The sequence below is a fragment of the Streptomyces sp. NBC_00193 genome (assembly GCF_026342735.1).
Lineage (GTDB): Bacteria > Actinomycetota > Actinomycetes > Streptomycetales > Streptomycetaceae > Streptomyces > Streptomyces stoeckheimensis.
Genome location: NZ_JAPEMM010000002.1, coordinates 1,380,249 through 1,395,369 on the forward strand (window position 1 = coordinate 1,380,249; position 15,121 = coordinate 1,395,369).

The window sequence follows — 15,121 nt, forward strand, 5'->3', positions numbered from 1 at the left end:
CTCTAGAATCGCGTCGGGCGGCACCGGCACAGCTCTACGGGGGGCACACGTGGAACCCACAGCCATCGGGCTCAAGTTGGCGACGGCCGTGATCGGGCCGCTCGTCAGGAAGTTCTTCGTCGCCGACGCCCCCGGGGCGGGGCTGGTCGACAAGCCGGTACGGCTCTCCGGGTACGTCTCCTTCAAGGGCGAGAAGCGCACCCTCACCGAGTCCGACGTGCGCACCCTGGCCGCCACCCTGGTCCAGCAGGCCCTGAGCACGGGCGAACGCCGGATCCCGGCGGACGAGGAGAACGCCGTCACCGACGCCCTCGCCGCGACCCTGCACGCCCTCGGCGACCTCACGATCACGGACGTCGACGCCGTCCGCCTCGGCCCGGAGGCCTTCGCCCGCGAACTGCGCCGCGCGGCCGACCGCCCGGAGCGCCACCTCTCCGCCGACGCCACACACTTCTACGAGGCCCTGCTCGGCGTCGCCTCCCTGCACATCCTGGAGTTCTTCACCCAGCGCAAGACCTTCACGGCCCGCGCCCTGGTCGGCCAGACCCGTGCGGTCCACGAACTGACGGCGAAGACGGACGAGTTGATCCGCCGCACCCCGCTCCCCGACGCGGCGGACGCGGCGTTCGAGGCGACGTACCTCCCCTACGTGGCGAAGAAGCACTCCAAGCTCACCATCTACGGCATCGACCTGAGCAATTCACCCACGCGCTGGCCGCTGGACGTGGCGTACCTGAGCCTGGAGGCGGCGCCGCTGGGGCGCTCGGAGATCTCCTGGGACGCCTACGAGACCGCGGACGATTTCCTCGCGGTGCAGCGGACCCGGGAACCCCAGCCCGCGGACCAGGCACTGGCCCGCACCCCCCGCGTCCTCCTGCGGGGCGAGGCCGGTTCCGGGAAGACCACGCTCGTCCAGTGGCTGGCGGTCACCGCCGCGCAGCAGGACCGCCCGGACCGGCCCGCGTACCTCCGCGACCGGATCCCCTTCGTGCTCCCGCTCCGCACCCTCACCCGCCACGGCGAGCGCCTGCCGGCCCCCAAGGACTTCCTGGCCGCCATCGGCTGCCCCCTCGCCGGCTCCCAGCCCGTCGGATGGGAACACCGGGTGCTCACCGCCGGGCGGGGGCTGGTCCTCGTGGACGGCATCGATGAGGTACCGGAGGCAGAGCGGGAGCGGACCCGCCGCTGGCTGAGGGACCTCATCGACACGTACGACGCCACCGGCAACCGCTGGCTGGTCACCTCGCGCCCGTCGGCCGTGGGCCAGGACTGGCTGGCCGAGGAGGGGTTCGGCGAACTGGTGCTGTCCGCCATGGGGCGCTCCGACACCGCCACCTTCATCAGGCGCTGGCACGCGGCCGCCCGCGACGGCTCCGAATCCGCAGCCGAGACAGCCCAACTCGACGCGTACGAGGCACAGCTCCTCGCCGCAGTCGGTGCCAAGGCCGACCTCGGCAGGCTGGCCACCAACCCCCTGATGTGCAGCCTGATCTGCGCGCTCCACCGCGACCGCCGGGGCTATCTCCCGTACGGCCGGAAGGACTTGTACGAGGCCGCGCTGTCCATGCTGGTAAGCCGCCGGGACCGCGAGCGGGACATGGACGTCCCCGACCTCCGGGAAGAGCCGCAGCTCGAACTCCTCCAGCGGCTCGCGTACTGGCTGATCAAGAACGGCCGTACGGAGATGGACCGTTCCCAGGCCGAAGCCATCATCGGCCGGGCCCTCCCGGCGGTCCCGGAGGCGGCGGCGCTGGGTGACGCTCCGGCCGTCTTCGACCACTTCCTCCAGCGCAGCGGCCTGCTCCGCGAGTCGGCCCCCGACACGGTGGACTTCATCCACCGCACCTTCCAGGACTTCCTGGGCGCGCGGGCGGCGGTGGAGGAGGGCGACTTCGGGCTGCTCGCGGCGCACGCCGCGGACGACCAGTGGGAGGACGTCATCCGCATGGCGGTCGCCCTGGCCCGGCCGCGCGAGCGGGTGACCCTCTTCCAGGACATGCTGGCCCTCGGCGACGGCACCGAGGAGGAACGCATCCGCTTCCGCGTCTACCTCCTCGCCGCGGCCTGCCTGGAGCACGCCACGACGCTGGAACCGGCCGTCCGCGCGGCCGTGGAGGAACGCACCGCCCGACTGATCCCGCCGAACGACGAGGACGAGGCCCGGGCACTGGCACAAGTGGGTCCCCTGATCCTGGACCTGCTACCCGGCCCGGACGCCGTCGGTTCGGCGGACGCGGCGCGCCACGTGGTCATCGCGGCCTCCCACGTCGTGTCCGACGCCACGATTCCGTTCCTGGCACGGTACGCCGCCGAACGGGAATCACCCCTCAGGGTCCGCAGTCAGCTCGTGTGGGCCTGGTCGCGCTTCGACACCGCGCGGTACGCGGAGGAGATCATCGCGCGACTGAACCCGGAGGACCTGGATTTCACCGTCACGTCCGATGAGCAGGTGCGCCTCCTGGAGCGGCTGGGGGTATCCGTGAAATCCCTGGACGTCAGGGGCGACCCCTCGTGGGAGGTACTCGCCTCCTACCTCTCCCGGCACGCGCTGACGAGCTTGCAGCTCAAAGATCGCGACCTGCCGGACCTGTCGTTCCTGGAGGGCCAGACCCGCCTCGAAACGTTCACCGCTCTCCACTGCAGCCCGGTCACCGATCTCTCCCCGCTCACCGCGCTCCCCCTCCGAAACCTGTTCATCGGCATCACCACGGACGTGGACCTCGGTCCGTTGTGGCAGCTGCCCGACCTCTGCAGCCTCTCGGTGTCCGCCGTGGAGCTCGAGAGCTGGTCGCCGGCCGATTTCCCTCCGCACGCTCCCCTCGAGAACCTCCAGATGTTCAGCCACTTCCCCCATCGGTTCGAACTCAAGGGGATCGGCCGCTTCCCCCTGCTCAGATCCCTCGGGTTCTCCGGCTCTGCGACGGCCGAGGACTGGCAGGAGTTCTCCTCCCTTCAGGCGCTCTCCCGGCTCACCCTGGGGGCGGCCTCCTTCGACGTCCTCCCGTCCGACACCGTCCTGGCGGAACTCACGCATCTCGACGTGAGCGGCATCGACGACGCACTCGGCGCACAGAAGATCATCGACATCCTGCCCCACACCTTCCCCCGCCTCACCGAATGCGCGTTCTGGGGAAAGGCGGCTCTGGCAGGCACCGTCGACGTCGTCCCACTGGCAGGTGCGCACGCCTTGGAGGACTTCCGCATCAGCATGTCTCCGGCCCAGCTGGACGGTCTCGCCACGCTGCCCTCCCGGATCTTCGTCCACAGCGACTACTGACCGGACTTTCGGTCACCCTGTCCGCGCGAGTGCCGGGAACCGCCCGGTAAGGTGTCGGACCGTGGCTGATCGTCGAACGGCAATCATGGAAGGCGCCGCGCGGGTCATCGCCCGGCGCGGCGTCCGCGGCCTGCGCGTGGAGGAGCTCGCCGCCGAGGCGGGCGTGTCCACGGCCTTGATCTACTACCACTTCAAGGACCGCGCGGGGATCCTCCGCGCCACCCTGGAGTTCATCAACGACCGCGCCGGCCGGTACACCACGGAGCGGGACCCCTCCGATCCGCCGCTCGACGCCCTGGGCGAGCTGGAGCAGACGCTCCTGCTGGAGTTCCAGGACGACCCGGCGGTACGGGAGAACAGCACCGCCTGGGGAGAGCTGCGCGCCAGCGCGGTGTTCGACCCCGACCTGCGGGAAGACCTCGCCGGCGCCACCCGCGTGTGGATCCAGGAAGTGGGCGAGCTGCTCGGGCAGGCCCGCCCCATGGCCCCGGCCGCCGCCCTCTCCGGTGCCGCCGAGCGGCTGACCGCCCTGGTGGAGGGGCTGAGCTCGCGCTGGCTCAGCGGCAGCCTGCCCCTCGCGCACGCCCGCGAGCTGATGGTGTCGTCCATCGCCGCCGAACTGGACCGCCTCTCCCGCACCGCCTGAGCCGCAGGCCTCGTACGAGGTCCCCGCCCTCGGCAGGGATCACGCACGCCTCGCGCCTTGACTGAATTTTCAGTCAGTGACAGAGTCCGGTCATGGCCGCTCTCGGCACCCCCACCTGCTCCGGAGGCTCACCCATGCACGACTCCCCCGACGACAGCCGCTCCCTCCTCGGCCGGCTCTTCGGCTCCGCCCCCTCCCGCAGGCGTGTCCTGGGGGCCGCCGGACTCGGAGCGGCGGGGGTCGCCCTCGGTACCGCGGCCGCCGCGGCGCCGGGGGCGCTCCGGGCGCCGAGCCCGGCGGTGCAGCGCTGGCGGGTGGACCACGACGACGTCCCCCACACCCGCACCTGGATGTCCTGGCCCTCGCGCTCCTCCATCTGGGGCGGCCGTGCACTGGCCGGGGTCCAGGAGGACATCGCGCTGATCGCGAAGACGATCGCGCGCTACGAGCCCGTCACGATGTGCGCGCCGGACTCGTACACCGCCTCCACCGCCCGCTCCTGGTGCGGCCCGGGCGTGACCGTGACCACCGCCATCGGCACCGACGACCTCTGGATGCGCGACATCGCACCGGTCTTCCGCCGGGACGGCCGCGGCGGGATCGACGCGATCGGCCTGAACTTCAACGGCTGGGGCAACAAGCAGGCCCACTCCTACGACCGTCACGTCGCGGAGAGCGTCGCCTACGAGGCCCATCTCCCTTTCAGCAAGACGGACTTCGTCGGCGAGGGCGGGTCGATCGAGACCGACGGCGACGGGACCGTGATGGCCACGGAGAGCAGCCTCGTCAACAAGAACCGCAACCCGGGCTGGAGCCGGGCCGAGGTCGAGGACGCCGTTCTGCACGCGTACGGCGCCGAGAAGATGATCTGGGTGCCGGGCATCAAGGGCAAGGACATCACCGACGACCACATCGACGTGACCTCGCGCTTCATCCGACCCGGGGTGGTCATGGTCCAGGTGCCGCCGGCGGGCCGCGACGACATCTGGGCGCGCGATGCCCGGCAGCAGTTCTCGATCCTCTCCGCGGCCACGGACGCCCGGGGCCGGCGACTGACCGTCATCAAGGTCGACGGTCCCGACACCACGCGCTCGAAGAACCCCGAGTTCGTCGACTCGTACATGAACTTCCACGTGGTCAACGGGGCCGTCATCACCGCCCAGTTCGGGGACTCCGCGAAGGACGCGGCGGCGAAGCGGGCCCTGGCGGCCGCCTTCCCCGGCCGGACCGTGGTGCAGCTCGACGTCGACCGGCTGATGGCCGGGGGCGGCGGCATCCACTGCTCCACGATGGCCGAACCGCGCCCGTAGGGCCGCCGCCCGCCCTTCCCCTCACAGACGAGGCCGTATGCGACTGACACCCACCGAGCGGGACCGGCTGCTGATCTTCACGGCGGCGGAACTGGCCCGGGCCCGCCGCGCGCGCGGCGTGAAGCTCAACGTTCCCGAGGCCACCGCTCTGATCACCGACACGGTGTGCGAGGCGGCGCGGGACGGCCGCAGACTGGCCGAGGCCGTCGAGGCCGGCCGCCTCGCGCTCCGTGCCGACGAGGTGCTGCCGGGGGTGCCCGACGTGGTCACCTCGATCCAGGTCGAGGCCGTCTTCGACGACGGTACGAGGCTCTGTGTCATCGACGACCCCTTCCGGCAGGAGGGTTCGCTCGGGGCCGACGCCCCCGGCGCCGGCCTGCCCGGGGAGGGTGCGGGCTACGGTCCGGCCGCGCCGACGGTGCGGCTGGCCGTGCGGAACACGGCGAGCGTGCCCATCAGCGTCACCTCGCACTTCCACTTCTTCGAGTCGAACCCCCGCCTCGCCTTCGACCGCGCCGCCGCCTACGGCACCCGGCTCGCCGTACCGGCGGGCTCCTCGGTCCGCTTCGACGTCGGAGCCACCGTCTTGGTGGAGCTGCTGCCCATCGGCGGGGCGCGCGTGGCCATCGGGTTCGCCGGTCTCGTCGACGGCCCCTTGGACGCACCCGGGGCGCGCGAGGCCGCCCTGGCCAAGGCCCGGGCCACGGGGTACCTCACCGCATACGAGGAAGAGGCGCCCGACGGGGCGCAGCGCCGGGCCCGGGCCCACGAGCAGCAGGAACAGGAGCAGGCATGAGCGGCAGCGTCTTCGATTCCGCGGGCTGCCACGGCCGCCCGGGCGCGGCCCCGGCGGACAGCACCGACCCGCACGACTACATGGCCGTCCACGGCCCCCGGGCGGGCGACCGCATCCGGCTCGGTGACTCCGGGCTCATCGTCCGGGTGGAGTCGGACTCCCAGAAGCCCGGGGACGAGTTCCTGGCCGGTTTCGGCAAGACGGCCCGCGACGGGCTGCACCTGAAGGCCGCCGCCGTCCGCGGCACCTGCGACGTGGTGATCAGCAACGTGCTGGTCATCGACGCCGTCCTCGGCATCCGCAAGACGAGCATCGACATCCGCGAAGGGCGCATCCACGCCATCGGCCGGGCCGGCAACCCCGACACCCTCGACGGGGTCGACGTGGCGGTCGGCACGGGAACGACCATCGTGTCCGGCGAGGGCATGATCGTCACGGCCGGGGCCGTCGACACCCACGTCCACCTGCTCTCGCCGCGGATTCCCTGGCGTCCGGGGTCACCACGATCATCGGCCAGGAGTTCGGCCCCGTATGGGCGGTCGGCGTCAACTCCCCGTGGGCGCTGAAGCACGCCTTCAACGCCTTCGACGCCTGGCCCGTCAACATCGGCTTCCTGGCCCGCGGTTCCTCCTCGGACCCGGCCCCGCTGATCGAGGCCCTCGCCGAAGGCGGGGCGAGCGGCTTCAAGGTCCACGAGGACATGGGCGCGCACACCCGCGCCCTGGACACCGCCCTGCGCGTCGCCGAGGAGCACGACGTACAAGTCGCCCTGCACAGCGACGGCCTCAACGAATGCCTGTCCCTCGAGGACACCCTGCGAGTGCTGGACGGCCGGACCATCCACGCCTTCCACATCGAGGGCTGCGGCGCGAGGGCTCCTACGGCACCGCGGAGAGCGGCGACGACAACGAGCGCAATGTGCGCTACATGGCGAAGCTGACCATCAACCCGGCGATCGCCCACGGCCTGGCTCACGAGATCGGCTCCATCGAGGTCGGCAAGCTCGCGGACCTGGTGATGTGGTGGCCGGAGTACTTCGGCGCCAAGCCCCAACTGGTCCTGAAGGGCGGCTTCCCGGCGTACGGGGTCACCGGCGACCCGAACGCCTCGACCGACCGGTGCGAACCGCTGGTCCTCGGAGCGCAGTTCGGTGCGTACGGGGCCACCGCGGCCGACATATCCGTGGCGTTCGTCGCGGAAGCGGCCGTCCGGAACGGGGACATGATGCCCACCCGGCGGCGCCGCGTGGCGGTCCGCGGGACCCGGGGCATCGGGCCGAAGCACATGCTCCGCAACAGCCGTACCGGCAGGGTAGACGTCCATCCCGGCACGGGCCTGGTGTCGCTCGACGGGGAGCCGCTGGTCTCCGAGCCGGCCGACTCCATCCCCCTCGGCAGGCTCTACTTCCTCTAGGGCATGTCGACCGGAGCTAGGGCGTGTCCCCCGGGGCCTGCGGGCGGAGGTCCAGCATGCAGAAGACCTTGTCGTAGCGGCGTTCGCCGACGGCGACGAAGCGGGGCAGCCGCCCGTACTCGGTGAAGCCCAGGGAGGCGTAGAGCCGCAGGGCCCGGGTGTTGTCGCCCCGCGCATCCAGCGTGAGGACCTCGATCCCGGCCCTGCGGGCGTCCTCGACGAGCGCGGCGGTCAGTGCCCGGCCGCTCCAGGGCGTCGACGATCACGACTCCGGCGGCCGCGCCGCCCGTCTCTTGATCCATGACCGCTATACGCCCAGTTCCCCGTCGATCGCGTCGGCGAGGAGCCGGCGGGCGTGCTCCAGGGGCAGCGAGCCGCTCAGCCACCGGACGCTGAGCCCTTCGAGGAGGGCCGTGAGGCGCTCGGCGGCGGCCGCGTGCTCGGGGGCCGTGCCGGTGGGGCGGGCCTGGGCGAGGAGGTAGGAGATCTCGTGGACCCAGCTGTGCGTGGCCTTGGCCACGTCCTCGCGCAGGTCGGAGTCGAATACGGCGCTGGCCCTCAGCTCGCCCCAGGCGGTGCTGTTCTCCCGCACCTCGGGGGTTTCCTGGAGTTCGAGGAGCAGGGTCCGCTTGAGCTCGTCGCGAGGGCTCTCCGGCTCGTCCGGGCCGTCCTCGCGTTCGGCGGTGTAGCGCTCGGCACGGTCGCTGATGAACTCCAGCGTGCGGCGCAGGATTCCGGCGCGGTCGGTGAAGTGGTAGTAGATCAGCGAGGTGGACACGCCCGCTTCGGCGGCGAGCTCCCCCACCCGGAGCCCGCGCACGCCGCGTCGCGCGATCACTCGCGTGGCGGCTCTGAGTATTTCCGTTCGACGGTCTGACACGAAGGGTCACTCTACCCGTCGAGTCCGTCACCTGGGGCTTTTCCTGACCGTAACATCAGGCACCCGTTTCCGGCGGTAACGCCGTGATCGTGCCGATTCAGGGGCCCCTCCACAGCCTTTCGCGCCGTGTTCGACACGCGGTGTGACCGATTCCGCATCAGCTTGGCCAGAACCATTGACTGAATTTTCAGTTCGGTGGAGGATGCGGGCACCCCTTACAAACACTGACTGAATTTTCAAACAGGAGTGGATCATGACGAGTTTCCGCATGCCGGCCGAGTGGACGGACCACGAGGGCTGTCTGATGGCGTGGCCGACCCGGCAGGAGCTGTGGGGCGACGTCTTCGACGAGGTCAAGGTCGAGTACGCCCAGGTCGCCGGTGCGATCGCGGAATTCGAGCCCGTCACCATGGTCGCCCTGCCCGGCAGCGGCGACGAGGCCCGCACCCTGTGCGGTGAGGGCGTCGAGGTGATCGAGCTCCCGCTGGACGACTCCTGGTTCCGGGACTCCGGACCGATCTTCGTGCTCGGGCAGGACGGCAGCCGGGCGGGCGTGGACTTCCGCTTCAACGCCTGGGGCGGCAAGCACTTCCCGTGGGACACCGATGACAAGATCGCCGCAGCCCTGCTGGAGCGCATGGACGTGGACCGGATCGACTCCCGGATGATCCTGGAGGGCGGCGCGATCACGGTCGACGGCGAGGGCACGCTGATCACCACCGAGCAGTGCCTGCTGCACCCGAACCGCAACCCGGACATGACCAAGGAGCAGATCGAGGCCGAGCTGATCGCCCGCCTCGGTGTCACCAAGGTGATCTGGCTGCCGTACGGCGGTCTGCTGGACACCGAGACGGACGGGCACGTGGACGGCGTCTGCGCCTTCGTGGCCCCCGCCACCGTCGTCGTCCAGCTCCCGAGCGACCCCGCGCACCCCGACTACGAGCGCATGCGCGTCAACCGCGCCGTCCTGGAGGGCTCCACCGACGCCGCCGGCCGCCCCTTCACGATCATCGACCTGCCGCAGAGCAACCTCGTCGAGGTCGACGGCAAGGAGACCGAGGTCGGCTACCTGAACTTCTACATCGCCAACGGCGGGGTCGTGGTCCCGATCGCCGGCACCTCCGAGGACGGGGGCGCGCTCGCCGTCATCGCGTCCGCGCTGCCCGGCCGCAAGGTCGTCGGAGTCCGCTCGCGCGTGATCGCGTACGGCGGTGGCGGCGTGCACTGCATCACCCAGCAGATCCCCGCGGCCGGCCGCACCGCCTGACCGGTTCGCCCCCTTCGCCGTGCCCGGGCCGGCGGCCCGCACCCGAGCCTCCCCTCCCCGACCCGCTCGCCGCCTGCCCGTACCTCCCCGCCCCGCATGGAAGAGAGAGCACCGATGCCCAGATCCCTTCCCTGGTCCAGAGCCGCCAGGTCCGCCGGCCCCGCCGCCACCGGTGGCGCCTCCACCGCCCGTAGCTCCACCGCCCGCCGGTCCGCGCTGCCCGTCGCCGCGCTGGCCGCCCTCAGCCTGGTCACCGCGTGTTCCGGGCCGCCCAAGGGCGGCGGGAGCGGCAAGGACGTGGCCTTCAAGCTGTCCGCCGGCACCCCCGCCGCCGCGGGCGAGATCGACTCCTTCACCTGGGCCGTGTACGCGGAACCGCCGACGCTGGACTACATATCGGCCTTCGACTACCCGGCGAACACGATCCTGTCGAACGTGTGCGAGAGCCTGATGCGGTGGACCCCGCAGCTCACCATGGCTCCGGGACTGGCCGAGAAGGCCACCAACCCCAATGACCTGACCTGGGTCTACGACCTGCGCCCGGGCGTGCGCTTCCACGACGGCGGCACGATGAGCGCCGACGACGTGGTCCACAGCCTGGGCCGCCAGATGGACCCGGCGAACGGGGCCGCCTGGAACAGCAACTTCTCCAACGTCGAGACCGTCACCAAGACCGGCCCGCTCCAGGTGACCGTCAAGCTGAAGCAGCCCGACTCCCAGTTCCCCCAGTACATGGCGACCGCCGCCGGCGTCGTGGCCTCCAAGGCCGGGGTGGAGAAGGCGGGCGAGGACTACGGCACCACCGGCAGCCTGGACTGCACCGGCCCCTTCAAGCTCGGCACCTGGAACAAGGGCCAGTCGATCGAGCTCCAGCGCTTCGACGGCTACTGGGGCACCAAGGCCAAGTCCGGCAAGGCCGTCTTCACCTTCCTCACCGACCCCAACGCCCGGACGAACGCCCTGCTGACCGGCGGAGCCGACGGCGGCTACCTGATCCCCACCGAGAGCTACGACCGGCTGCGCGCGAGCGGCGCCGGCACCCTCTACTTCGGCGAGGGCCTCAGCACCGTCAACGTCAACGTCACGAGCATGAAGGGCGCCCTCGGCGACGTCCGCGTGCGCCGGGCCCTGTCCCTGGCCCTGGACCGCCGCGGCTTCGTCAAGGCCGGCCTGGGCGGCGCCGGCACCGTCACCAGCTCGCTCACCACCAAGGCGATCTGGGCCGGCGCCCCCGATGCCGTCCGCGCGTCCGCCTTCGACACCCTGCCGTCCCCCGACCAGAACGTCGAAGCGGCCAAGCGGATGATCGAGGAGGCCGGCGCCACCGGCAAGACGCTGACCGTGGCGACCAGTTCCATCGGCCAGGACGTCTCGGTACTGGCCACCGCGATCCAGGACGCCGGCACCAAGATCGGTCTGAAGATCGAGCTGAAGACCATCGCCCCGAACGCCTTCACCGCGCTGTTCACCGACCCGGCGGCGCGCGAGGGCATCGACATGTTCCCGGAGACGTACTACGACTCCATCACCGACCCGATGGACCTGCTGAGCAACTTCCAGACCGGGGCCTACCAGAACTACGCCGGCTACAGCGACGAGGCCTACGACGCGCTGACCGACAAGGCACGGGCCGAGTCCGACCCGGCCAAGCGCTACTCGGCGGCCGCCGAACTCCAGAAGAAGGCCTCCGACCAGGTCCTGTGGATCCCGGTCGCCGAATGGCCGACCGCGGTCTTCCTGAACAAGCGGATCACCGGCGCGCCCACCACCATCTCCTACCTGTACTCCCCGTGGGCCGCAGACATCGGGGCGGCCGCGCGATGAGTTTCCTGCGCTTCGCCGTACGGCGGCTGGCCGAAATGGCCGCCACCCTGCTCGGCGCCTCCTTCGTGATCTTCGGCGCGCTGTACCTGGCTCCGGGCAATCCGGCGAGCTTCCTCCTGGGCGGCCGCTCGGCTTCCCCGGAGGCATTGCAGGCGATCAACGAGCACTACCACCTGGACGACCCCTTCGCCGTGCGGTACGTGAACTGGCTCGGCCAGGTGGTGCAGGGCGACTTCGGCCGCTCGATCACCTACCGCACGGACGTGTCGCGGCTGCTGGCGGACCGGCTGCCCAACACCCTGATGCTGATCTCGATGGCGCTCGTACTGGTCCTCGTGTTCGGGCTGCTCCTGGGCTGGATCGGCGCCGTCCGCGGCGGGAAGGCCGACTCCGCGATCCTGGTGACGACCACCGTCGCCATCGGCACCCCGTCCTTCGTGGCGGCGGTGCTGCTGCAGGGCCTGTTCGCCGTCAAGCTGGGCTGGTTCCCCACCGGCGGGGCCGGCGACGGTTTCGGGCAGATGCTGTGGCACCTGACCCTGCCCGCCATCGCCCTGGCGCTCTACCTGATCGGCATGCTCGCCCGGGTCACCCGGGCCGCGATGCTCGAAGTCCTCGGCCAGGAGCACGTCACCGTCGCCCGGAGCCGCGGCGTGTCCGCGAGCCAGGTCGTCCGGCGGCACGTCTTCCGCAACGCGCTGGGCACCGTGCTCACCACCGGCGGGCTCATCGTCTCCACCCTGCTGGTCTGCACCGTCCTGGTGGAGTCCGCCTTCAGCGTGGGCGGCATCGGCCAGCTCCTCGAACTCTCCACCACCACCAAGGACTTCCCCACCGTGCAGGCCATCTCCCTCATCATGGTCGCGCTGTTCATGACGGTGAACCTCGTCGTCGACCTGCTCCATCCGCTGGTCGATCCCCGGGTCACCCTCGGCCCCGCGAAGAAGGCCTCGTGAGCTCCGTCCTGGTGCGCCGGCCGGGCCTCGCCCGGCTCCGGACCTCCCGCGCCCCCCTCTCCCTGTTCTGTACGGGCTTCGTCGCCGTCGTCGTCCTCGTCGCGGTGCTCGCCCCCTGGATCGCGCCCTACGATCCCAACTCCGTCGACCTGGCCAACGCCCTCGCGGGCCCTTCGGCCGATCACCTCCTGGGTGTCGACGCCTCCGGGCGCGACACCTTCTCCCGGCTGGTCCTGGGCGCCCGTACCTCGCTCCTCGGTCCGCTCGGCGTGGTCGCCTTCTCCACCGCGGTCGGCGTGGCGATCGGCACCGCCGCCGCCTGGCGGGGCGGCTGGCTGGATTCGGTGCTCTCCCGCAGCACCGAGCTGGTCTTCGCCTTCCCCGGCATGCTGCTGGCCATCCTGATCGTCTCGGTCTACGGCGAGGGCCTGCTCGCCCCCGTCATCGCCCTGGCCATCGCCTACCTGCCGTACGTCAGCCGGCTGACCCGTTCCCTCGTGCTCGCCGAGCGCGCCCGCCCGTACGTGGAGGCGTACCGCGTGCAAGGACACTCGGGGGCTCAGATCTGCCTGCGCCACGTGGTCCCCTCCGTCATGCCCGTCGTCCTCGCGCAGTCCGCGATCAACTTCGGCTACGCCCTGATCGACCTGGCCGGCCTCGCCTTCCTCGGGCTGGGCGTACCGGCCCTGACTCCCGACTGGGGCCGCATGGTCTTCGACGGCAACGCCGCCATCCAGGCCGGCTATCCGCTCTCCGCGATCGTGCCCTGCGTGGCCATCGTGCTGACCGTGGTCGCCTTCAACGTCGTCGGCGAGGCCTGGGCCGACAAGGTAGCCCGGAGGGCGCGATGACTCTGATGAACACCCTTGAGATCGAGGGCCTGCGGCTGCACCTGCCGGGGGCCGTCCGGCCCGTCCTGGACGGCGTCGGGCTCACCGTCGGCCCCCGGGAGACCGTGGCCCTGGTCGGCGAGTCCGGCTCGGGCAAGAGCCTGACCTCGCGCAGCGTGCTGGGGCTGCTGCCCGAAGGGGCCCGCACGGAGGGCGAGGTGCGGGTGGCCGGGGACGACGTGCTGACCATGTCGCCGAGCCGGCTGCGCGTGCTGCGCACCAGCACGGCGGCGATGATCTTCCAGGACCCGCGGGCCGCGGTGAATCCGATGCGCCGCGTCGGTGACTTCCTCACCGAGAGCCTGCGGCTGAACGCCAAGGCGACCAAGGCGGTCGCCGAGGACCGGGCCGTGGCCATGCTGGAGGCTGTCGGCCTCACGGCGGGCGCGCTGCGCAAGTACCCCGGACAACTGTCCGGCGGCATGCTGCAGCGGGTCGTGATCGCGGCCGCGCTGATGGGCGATCCGGCCCTGATCCTCGCCGACGAACCCACCACGGCACTGGACGTCACCACCCAGGCCGAGGTGATCGGCCTCCTCGGCGAGCTGCGCGACCGCTTCGGAACGGGGCTGCTGTTCGTCACGCACGACCTCGGCCTCGCCGCCGCGATCAGCGACCGGGTGTACGTGATGTACGCGGGCCGGATCGTGGAAACGGGCCCGGCCGCCGAGCTGTTCGCCCGCCCCCGTCACCCGTACACGGCGGCCCTGCTGAACTCCACACCCCGCCTGGACGCGCCCCGCGGGCGGCTCGCCGCGATCGAGGGCCGGCCGCCGAGCCTGCGCGAGGAGCTGAGCGGCTGCCCGTTCGCCGCGCGCTGCGTGCTCGCGACCGACGTGTGCACGCGGGAGGCCCCGGCCCTGCTCCCGGTCGCCGGGGCTCCCGGCCGGCTCGCCTCCTGCCACCACGGCGAGCTGATCGCCGAGCAGGAACACGAACGGGATCGGGCGGGGAGCCGGCAGACGGGGACACAGCGGAAGGAACTCCACCCATGACGACCGCTACTGGAATGAGCGCCGTCCCCACTGCGGGCACGGCGAAGACCGTCCTGGAGGTCCTGGGCCTGCACCGGACCTACGGGAGCGTCCGGGCCGTGGACGACGTGTCCTTCCGGCTGGCCGAGGGCGGCTCCCTGGGCATCGTCGGCGAGTCCGGTTCGGGCAAGACGACCACGGCCCGCATCGTGGTGGGTCTGGAACACGCGGACGAGGGCCGGGTGTTGATCCAGGGCCGCGACCGCGGCGACCACGCGCGCGGCAAGGCGCGCCGGCTCGCGCGGGCCCGCGAGGTCCAGATGGTCTTCCAGGACCCCTTCCTGTCCCTGGACCCGCGCACCACGGTGGGCGCGGCCCTGCGGGAGACCCTCGCCCTGCACTTCCCCGGTGCCGACCACGCGCGCCGGATCACCGAACTGCTCGACCAGGTCGGCCTCGGCTCCCGCGAGGCGGACGCGCTGCCCCGGCAGCTGTCGGGAGGACAGCGCCAGCGCGTGGCGATCGCCCGCGCGCTGGCGGTCGAACCGGCCGTCCTCGTCCTCGACGAAGCGGTGGCCGCCCTGGACGTCTCGGTGCAGGCGCAGATCCTGAACCTGCTCTTCGACATCCGCGAACAGACCGGCATCGGCTACCTGTTCATCACTCATGACCTCGGCGTCGTGCGCTGCGTCACCGATGACGTGATCGTCATGCGGAGCGGCCGGATCGTCGAGTCGGGTCCGACGCAACAGGTGCTCGCCGACCCCCAACACCCTTACACGCGCCTGCTCCTGGAGTCCGTACCCCGCCCGGGGTGGGACCCGAGGAGCATCGCCGCCGCGCGCCGCGCCCTGTGAGGGGGGCCGCGGGTGCGTCGGCGCCCGCGGC

Annotated in this window: 12 protein-coding genes and 1 pseudogene; 11 read left to right on the forward strand and 2 right to left on the reverse strand. The window is 71.5% G+C overall.

What is annotated here, in order from left to right; translation table 11 throughout:
- Nucleotides 1-49: 49 nt before the first annotated feature.
- The 5 genes and pseudogenes from OG898_RS34390 to OG898_RS34410 all read left to right on the forward strand — a co-directional run bounded on the left by OG898_RS34390 (nt 50) and on the right by OG898_RS34410 (nt 7,442).
- Nucleotides 50-3,277, forward strand: coding sequence for an NACHT domain-containing NTPase (locus OG898_RS34390; protein ID WP_266962450.1), 3,228 nt, complete (start codon nt 50-52; stop codon nt 3,275-3,277).
- Nucleotides 3,278-3,338: 61 nt separating this feature from the next.
- Complete coding sequence (locus OG898_RS34395; protein WP_250740736.1) at nt 3,339-3,923, forward strand: TetR/AcrR family transcriptional regulator; 585 nt, start codon at nt 3,339-3,341, stop codon at nt 3,921-3,923.
- A 92-nt stretch (nt 3,924-4,015) separates the two neighbouring features.
- Nucleotides 4,016-5,233: an agmatine/peptidylarginine deiminase gene (locus OG898_RS34400; RefSeq protein WP_266962453.1), complete on the forward strand. Its 1,218-nt coding sequence runs from the start codon at nt 4,016-4,018 to the stop codon at nt 5,231-5,233.
- A gap of 37 nt (nt 5,234-5,270) precedes the next feature.
- A complete protein-coding gene (gene ureA / locus OG898_RS34405; protein WP_250740732.1) occupies nt 5,271-6,029 on the forward strand; it encodes an urease subunit gamma in 759 nt (252 codons plus the stop codon).
- Nucleotides 6,030-6,109: 80 nt separating this feature from the next.
- Nucleotides 6,110-7,442: pseudogene (locus tag OG898_RS34410) on the forward strand (amidohydrolase family protein).
- A gap of 16 nt (nt 7,443-7,458) precedes the next feature.
- Here the strand turns inward: OG898_RS34410 and OG898_RS34415 are convergent.
- Together OG898_RS34415 and OG898_RS34420 are read right to left on the reverse strand one after the other, a co-directional pair.
- A complete protein-coding gene (locus OG898_RS34415) occupies nt 7,459-7,677 on the reverse strand; it encodes an N-acetyltransferase (RefSeq protein WP_266962729.1) in 219 nt (72 codons plus the stop codon).
- A gap of 72 nt (nt 7,678-7,749) precedes the next feature.
- Nucleotides 7,750-8,322: a TetR/AcrR family transcriptional regulator gene (locus tag OG898_RS34420; RefSeq protein WP_250740730.1), complete on the reverse strand. Its 573-nt coding sequence runs from the start codon at nt 8,320-8,322 to the stop codon at nt 7,750-7,752.
- A gap of 253 nt (nt 8,323-8,575) precedes the next feature.
- Here OG898_RS34420 and OG898_RS34425 point away from each other — a divergent pair, with 253 nt between their 5' ends.
- The 6 genes from OG898_RS34425 (at nt 8,576) to OG898_RS34450 (ending at nt 15,090) form a co-directional block, all read left to right on the forward strand.
- Nucleotides 8,576-9,589, forward strand: a complete 1,014-nt coding sequence (locus tag OG898_RS34425; RefSeq protein ID WP_266962456.1) for an agmatine/peptidylarginine deiminase — start codon at nt 8,576-8,578, stop codon at nt 9,587-9,589.
- A gap of 114 nt (nt 9,590-9,703) precedes the next feature.
- The gene (locus tag OG898_RS34430; protein ID WP_266962459.1) at nt 9,704-11,413 is read left to right on the forward strand and encodes an ABC transporter substrate-binding protein; all 1,710 of its coding nucleotides are present in this window, start codon (nt 9,704-9,706) and stop codon (nt 11,411-11,413) included.
- Nucleotides 11,410-12,369: an ABC transporter permease gene (locus tag OG898_RS34435; RefSeq protein WP_266962461.1), complete on the forward strand. Its 960-nt coding sequence runs from the start codon at nt 11,410-11,412 to the stop codon at nt 12,367-12,369. The genes OG898_RS34430 and OG898_RS34435 overlap by 4 nt, the downstream gene beginning before the upstream one ends.
- Nucleotides 12,366-13,220, forward strand: a complete 855-nt coding sequence (locus tag OG898_RS34440) for an ABC transporter permease (RefSeq protein WP_266962463.1) — start codon at nt 12,366-12,368, stop codon at nt 13,218-13,220. Before OG898_RS34435 ends, OG898_RS34440 begins: the two co-directional genes overlap by 4 nt.
- Nucleotides 13,217-14,254, forward strand: a complete 1,038-nt coding sequence (locus OG898_RS34445; RefSeq protein ID WP_266962465.1) for an ABC transporter ATP-binding protein — start codon at nt 13,217-13,219, stop codon at nt 14,252-14,254. Before OG898_RS34440 ends, OG898_RS34445 begins: the two co-directional genes overlap by 4 nt.
- Nucleotides 14,251-15,090 carry an ABC transporter ATP-binding protein gene (locus OG898_RS34450; protein WP_250740720.1) on the forward strand — a complete coding sequence of 280 codons (840 nt, stop codon included), beginning with the start codon at nt 14,251-14,253 and terminating at the stop codon, nt 15,088-15,090. Before OG898_RS34445 ends, OG898_RS34450 begins: the two co-directional genes overlap by 4 nt.
- Nucleotides 15,091-15,121: the final 31 nt, after the last annotated feature.

What these genes read in the sequence shown, in the direction of transcription:
- OG898_RS34400 (WP_266962453.1), top strand. Translation starts at nt 4,016, where the DNA reads ATGGCCGCTCTCGGCACCCCCACCTGCTCCGGAGGCTCACCCATGCAC.
- ureA (WP_250740732.1), top strand. Translation starts at nt 5,271, where the DNA reads ATGCGACTGACACCCACCGAGCGGGACCGGCTGCTGATCTTCACGGCG.
- OG898_RS34425 (WP_266962456.1), top strand. Translation starts at nt 8,576, where the DNA reads ATGACGAGTTTCCGCATGCCGGCCGAGTGGACGGACCACGAGGGCTGT.
- OG898_RS34430 (WP_266962459.1), top strand. Translation starts at nt 9,704, where the DNA reads ATGCCCAGATCCCTTCCCTGGTCCAGAGCCGCCAGGTCCGCCGGCCCC.
- OG898_RS34435 (WP_266962461.1), top strand. Translation starts at nt 11,410, where the DNA reads ATGAGTTTCCTGCGCTTCGCCGTACGGCGGCTGGCCGAAATGGCCGCC.
- OG898_RS34445 (WP_266962465.1), top strand. Translation starts at nt 13,217, where the DNA reads ATGACTCTGATGAACACCCTTGAGATCGAGGGCCTGCGGCTGCACCTG.
- OG898_RS34450 (WP_250740720.1), top strand. Translation starts at nt 14,251, where the DNA reads ATGACGACCGCTACTGGAATGAGCGCCGTCCCCACTGCGGGCACGGCG.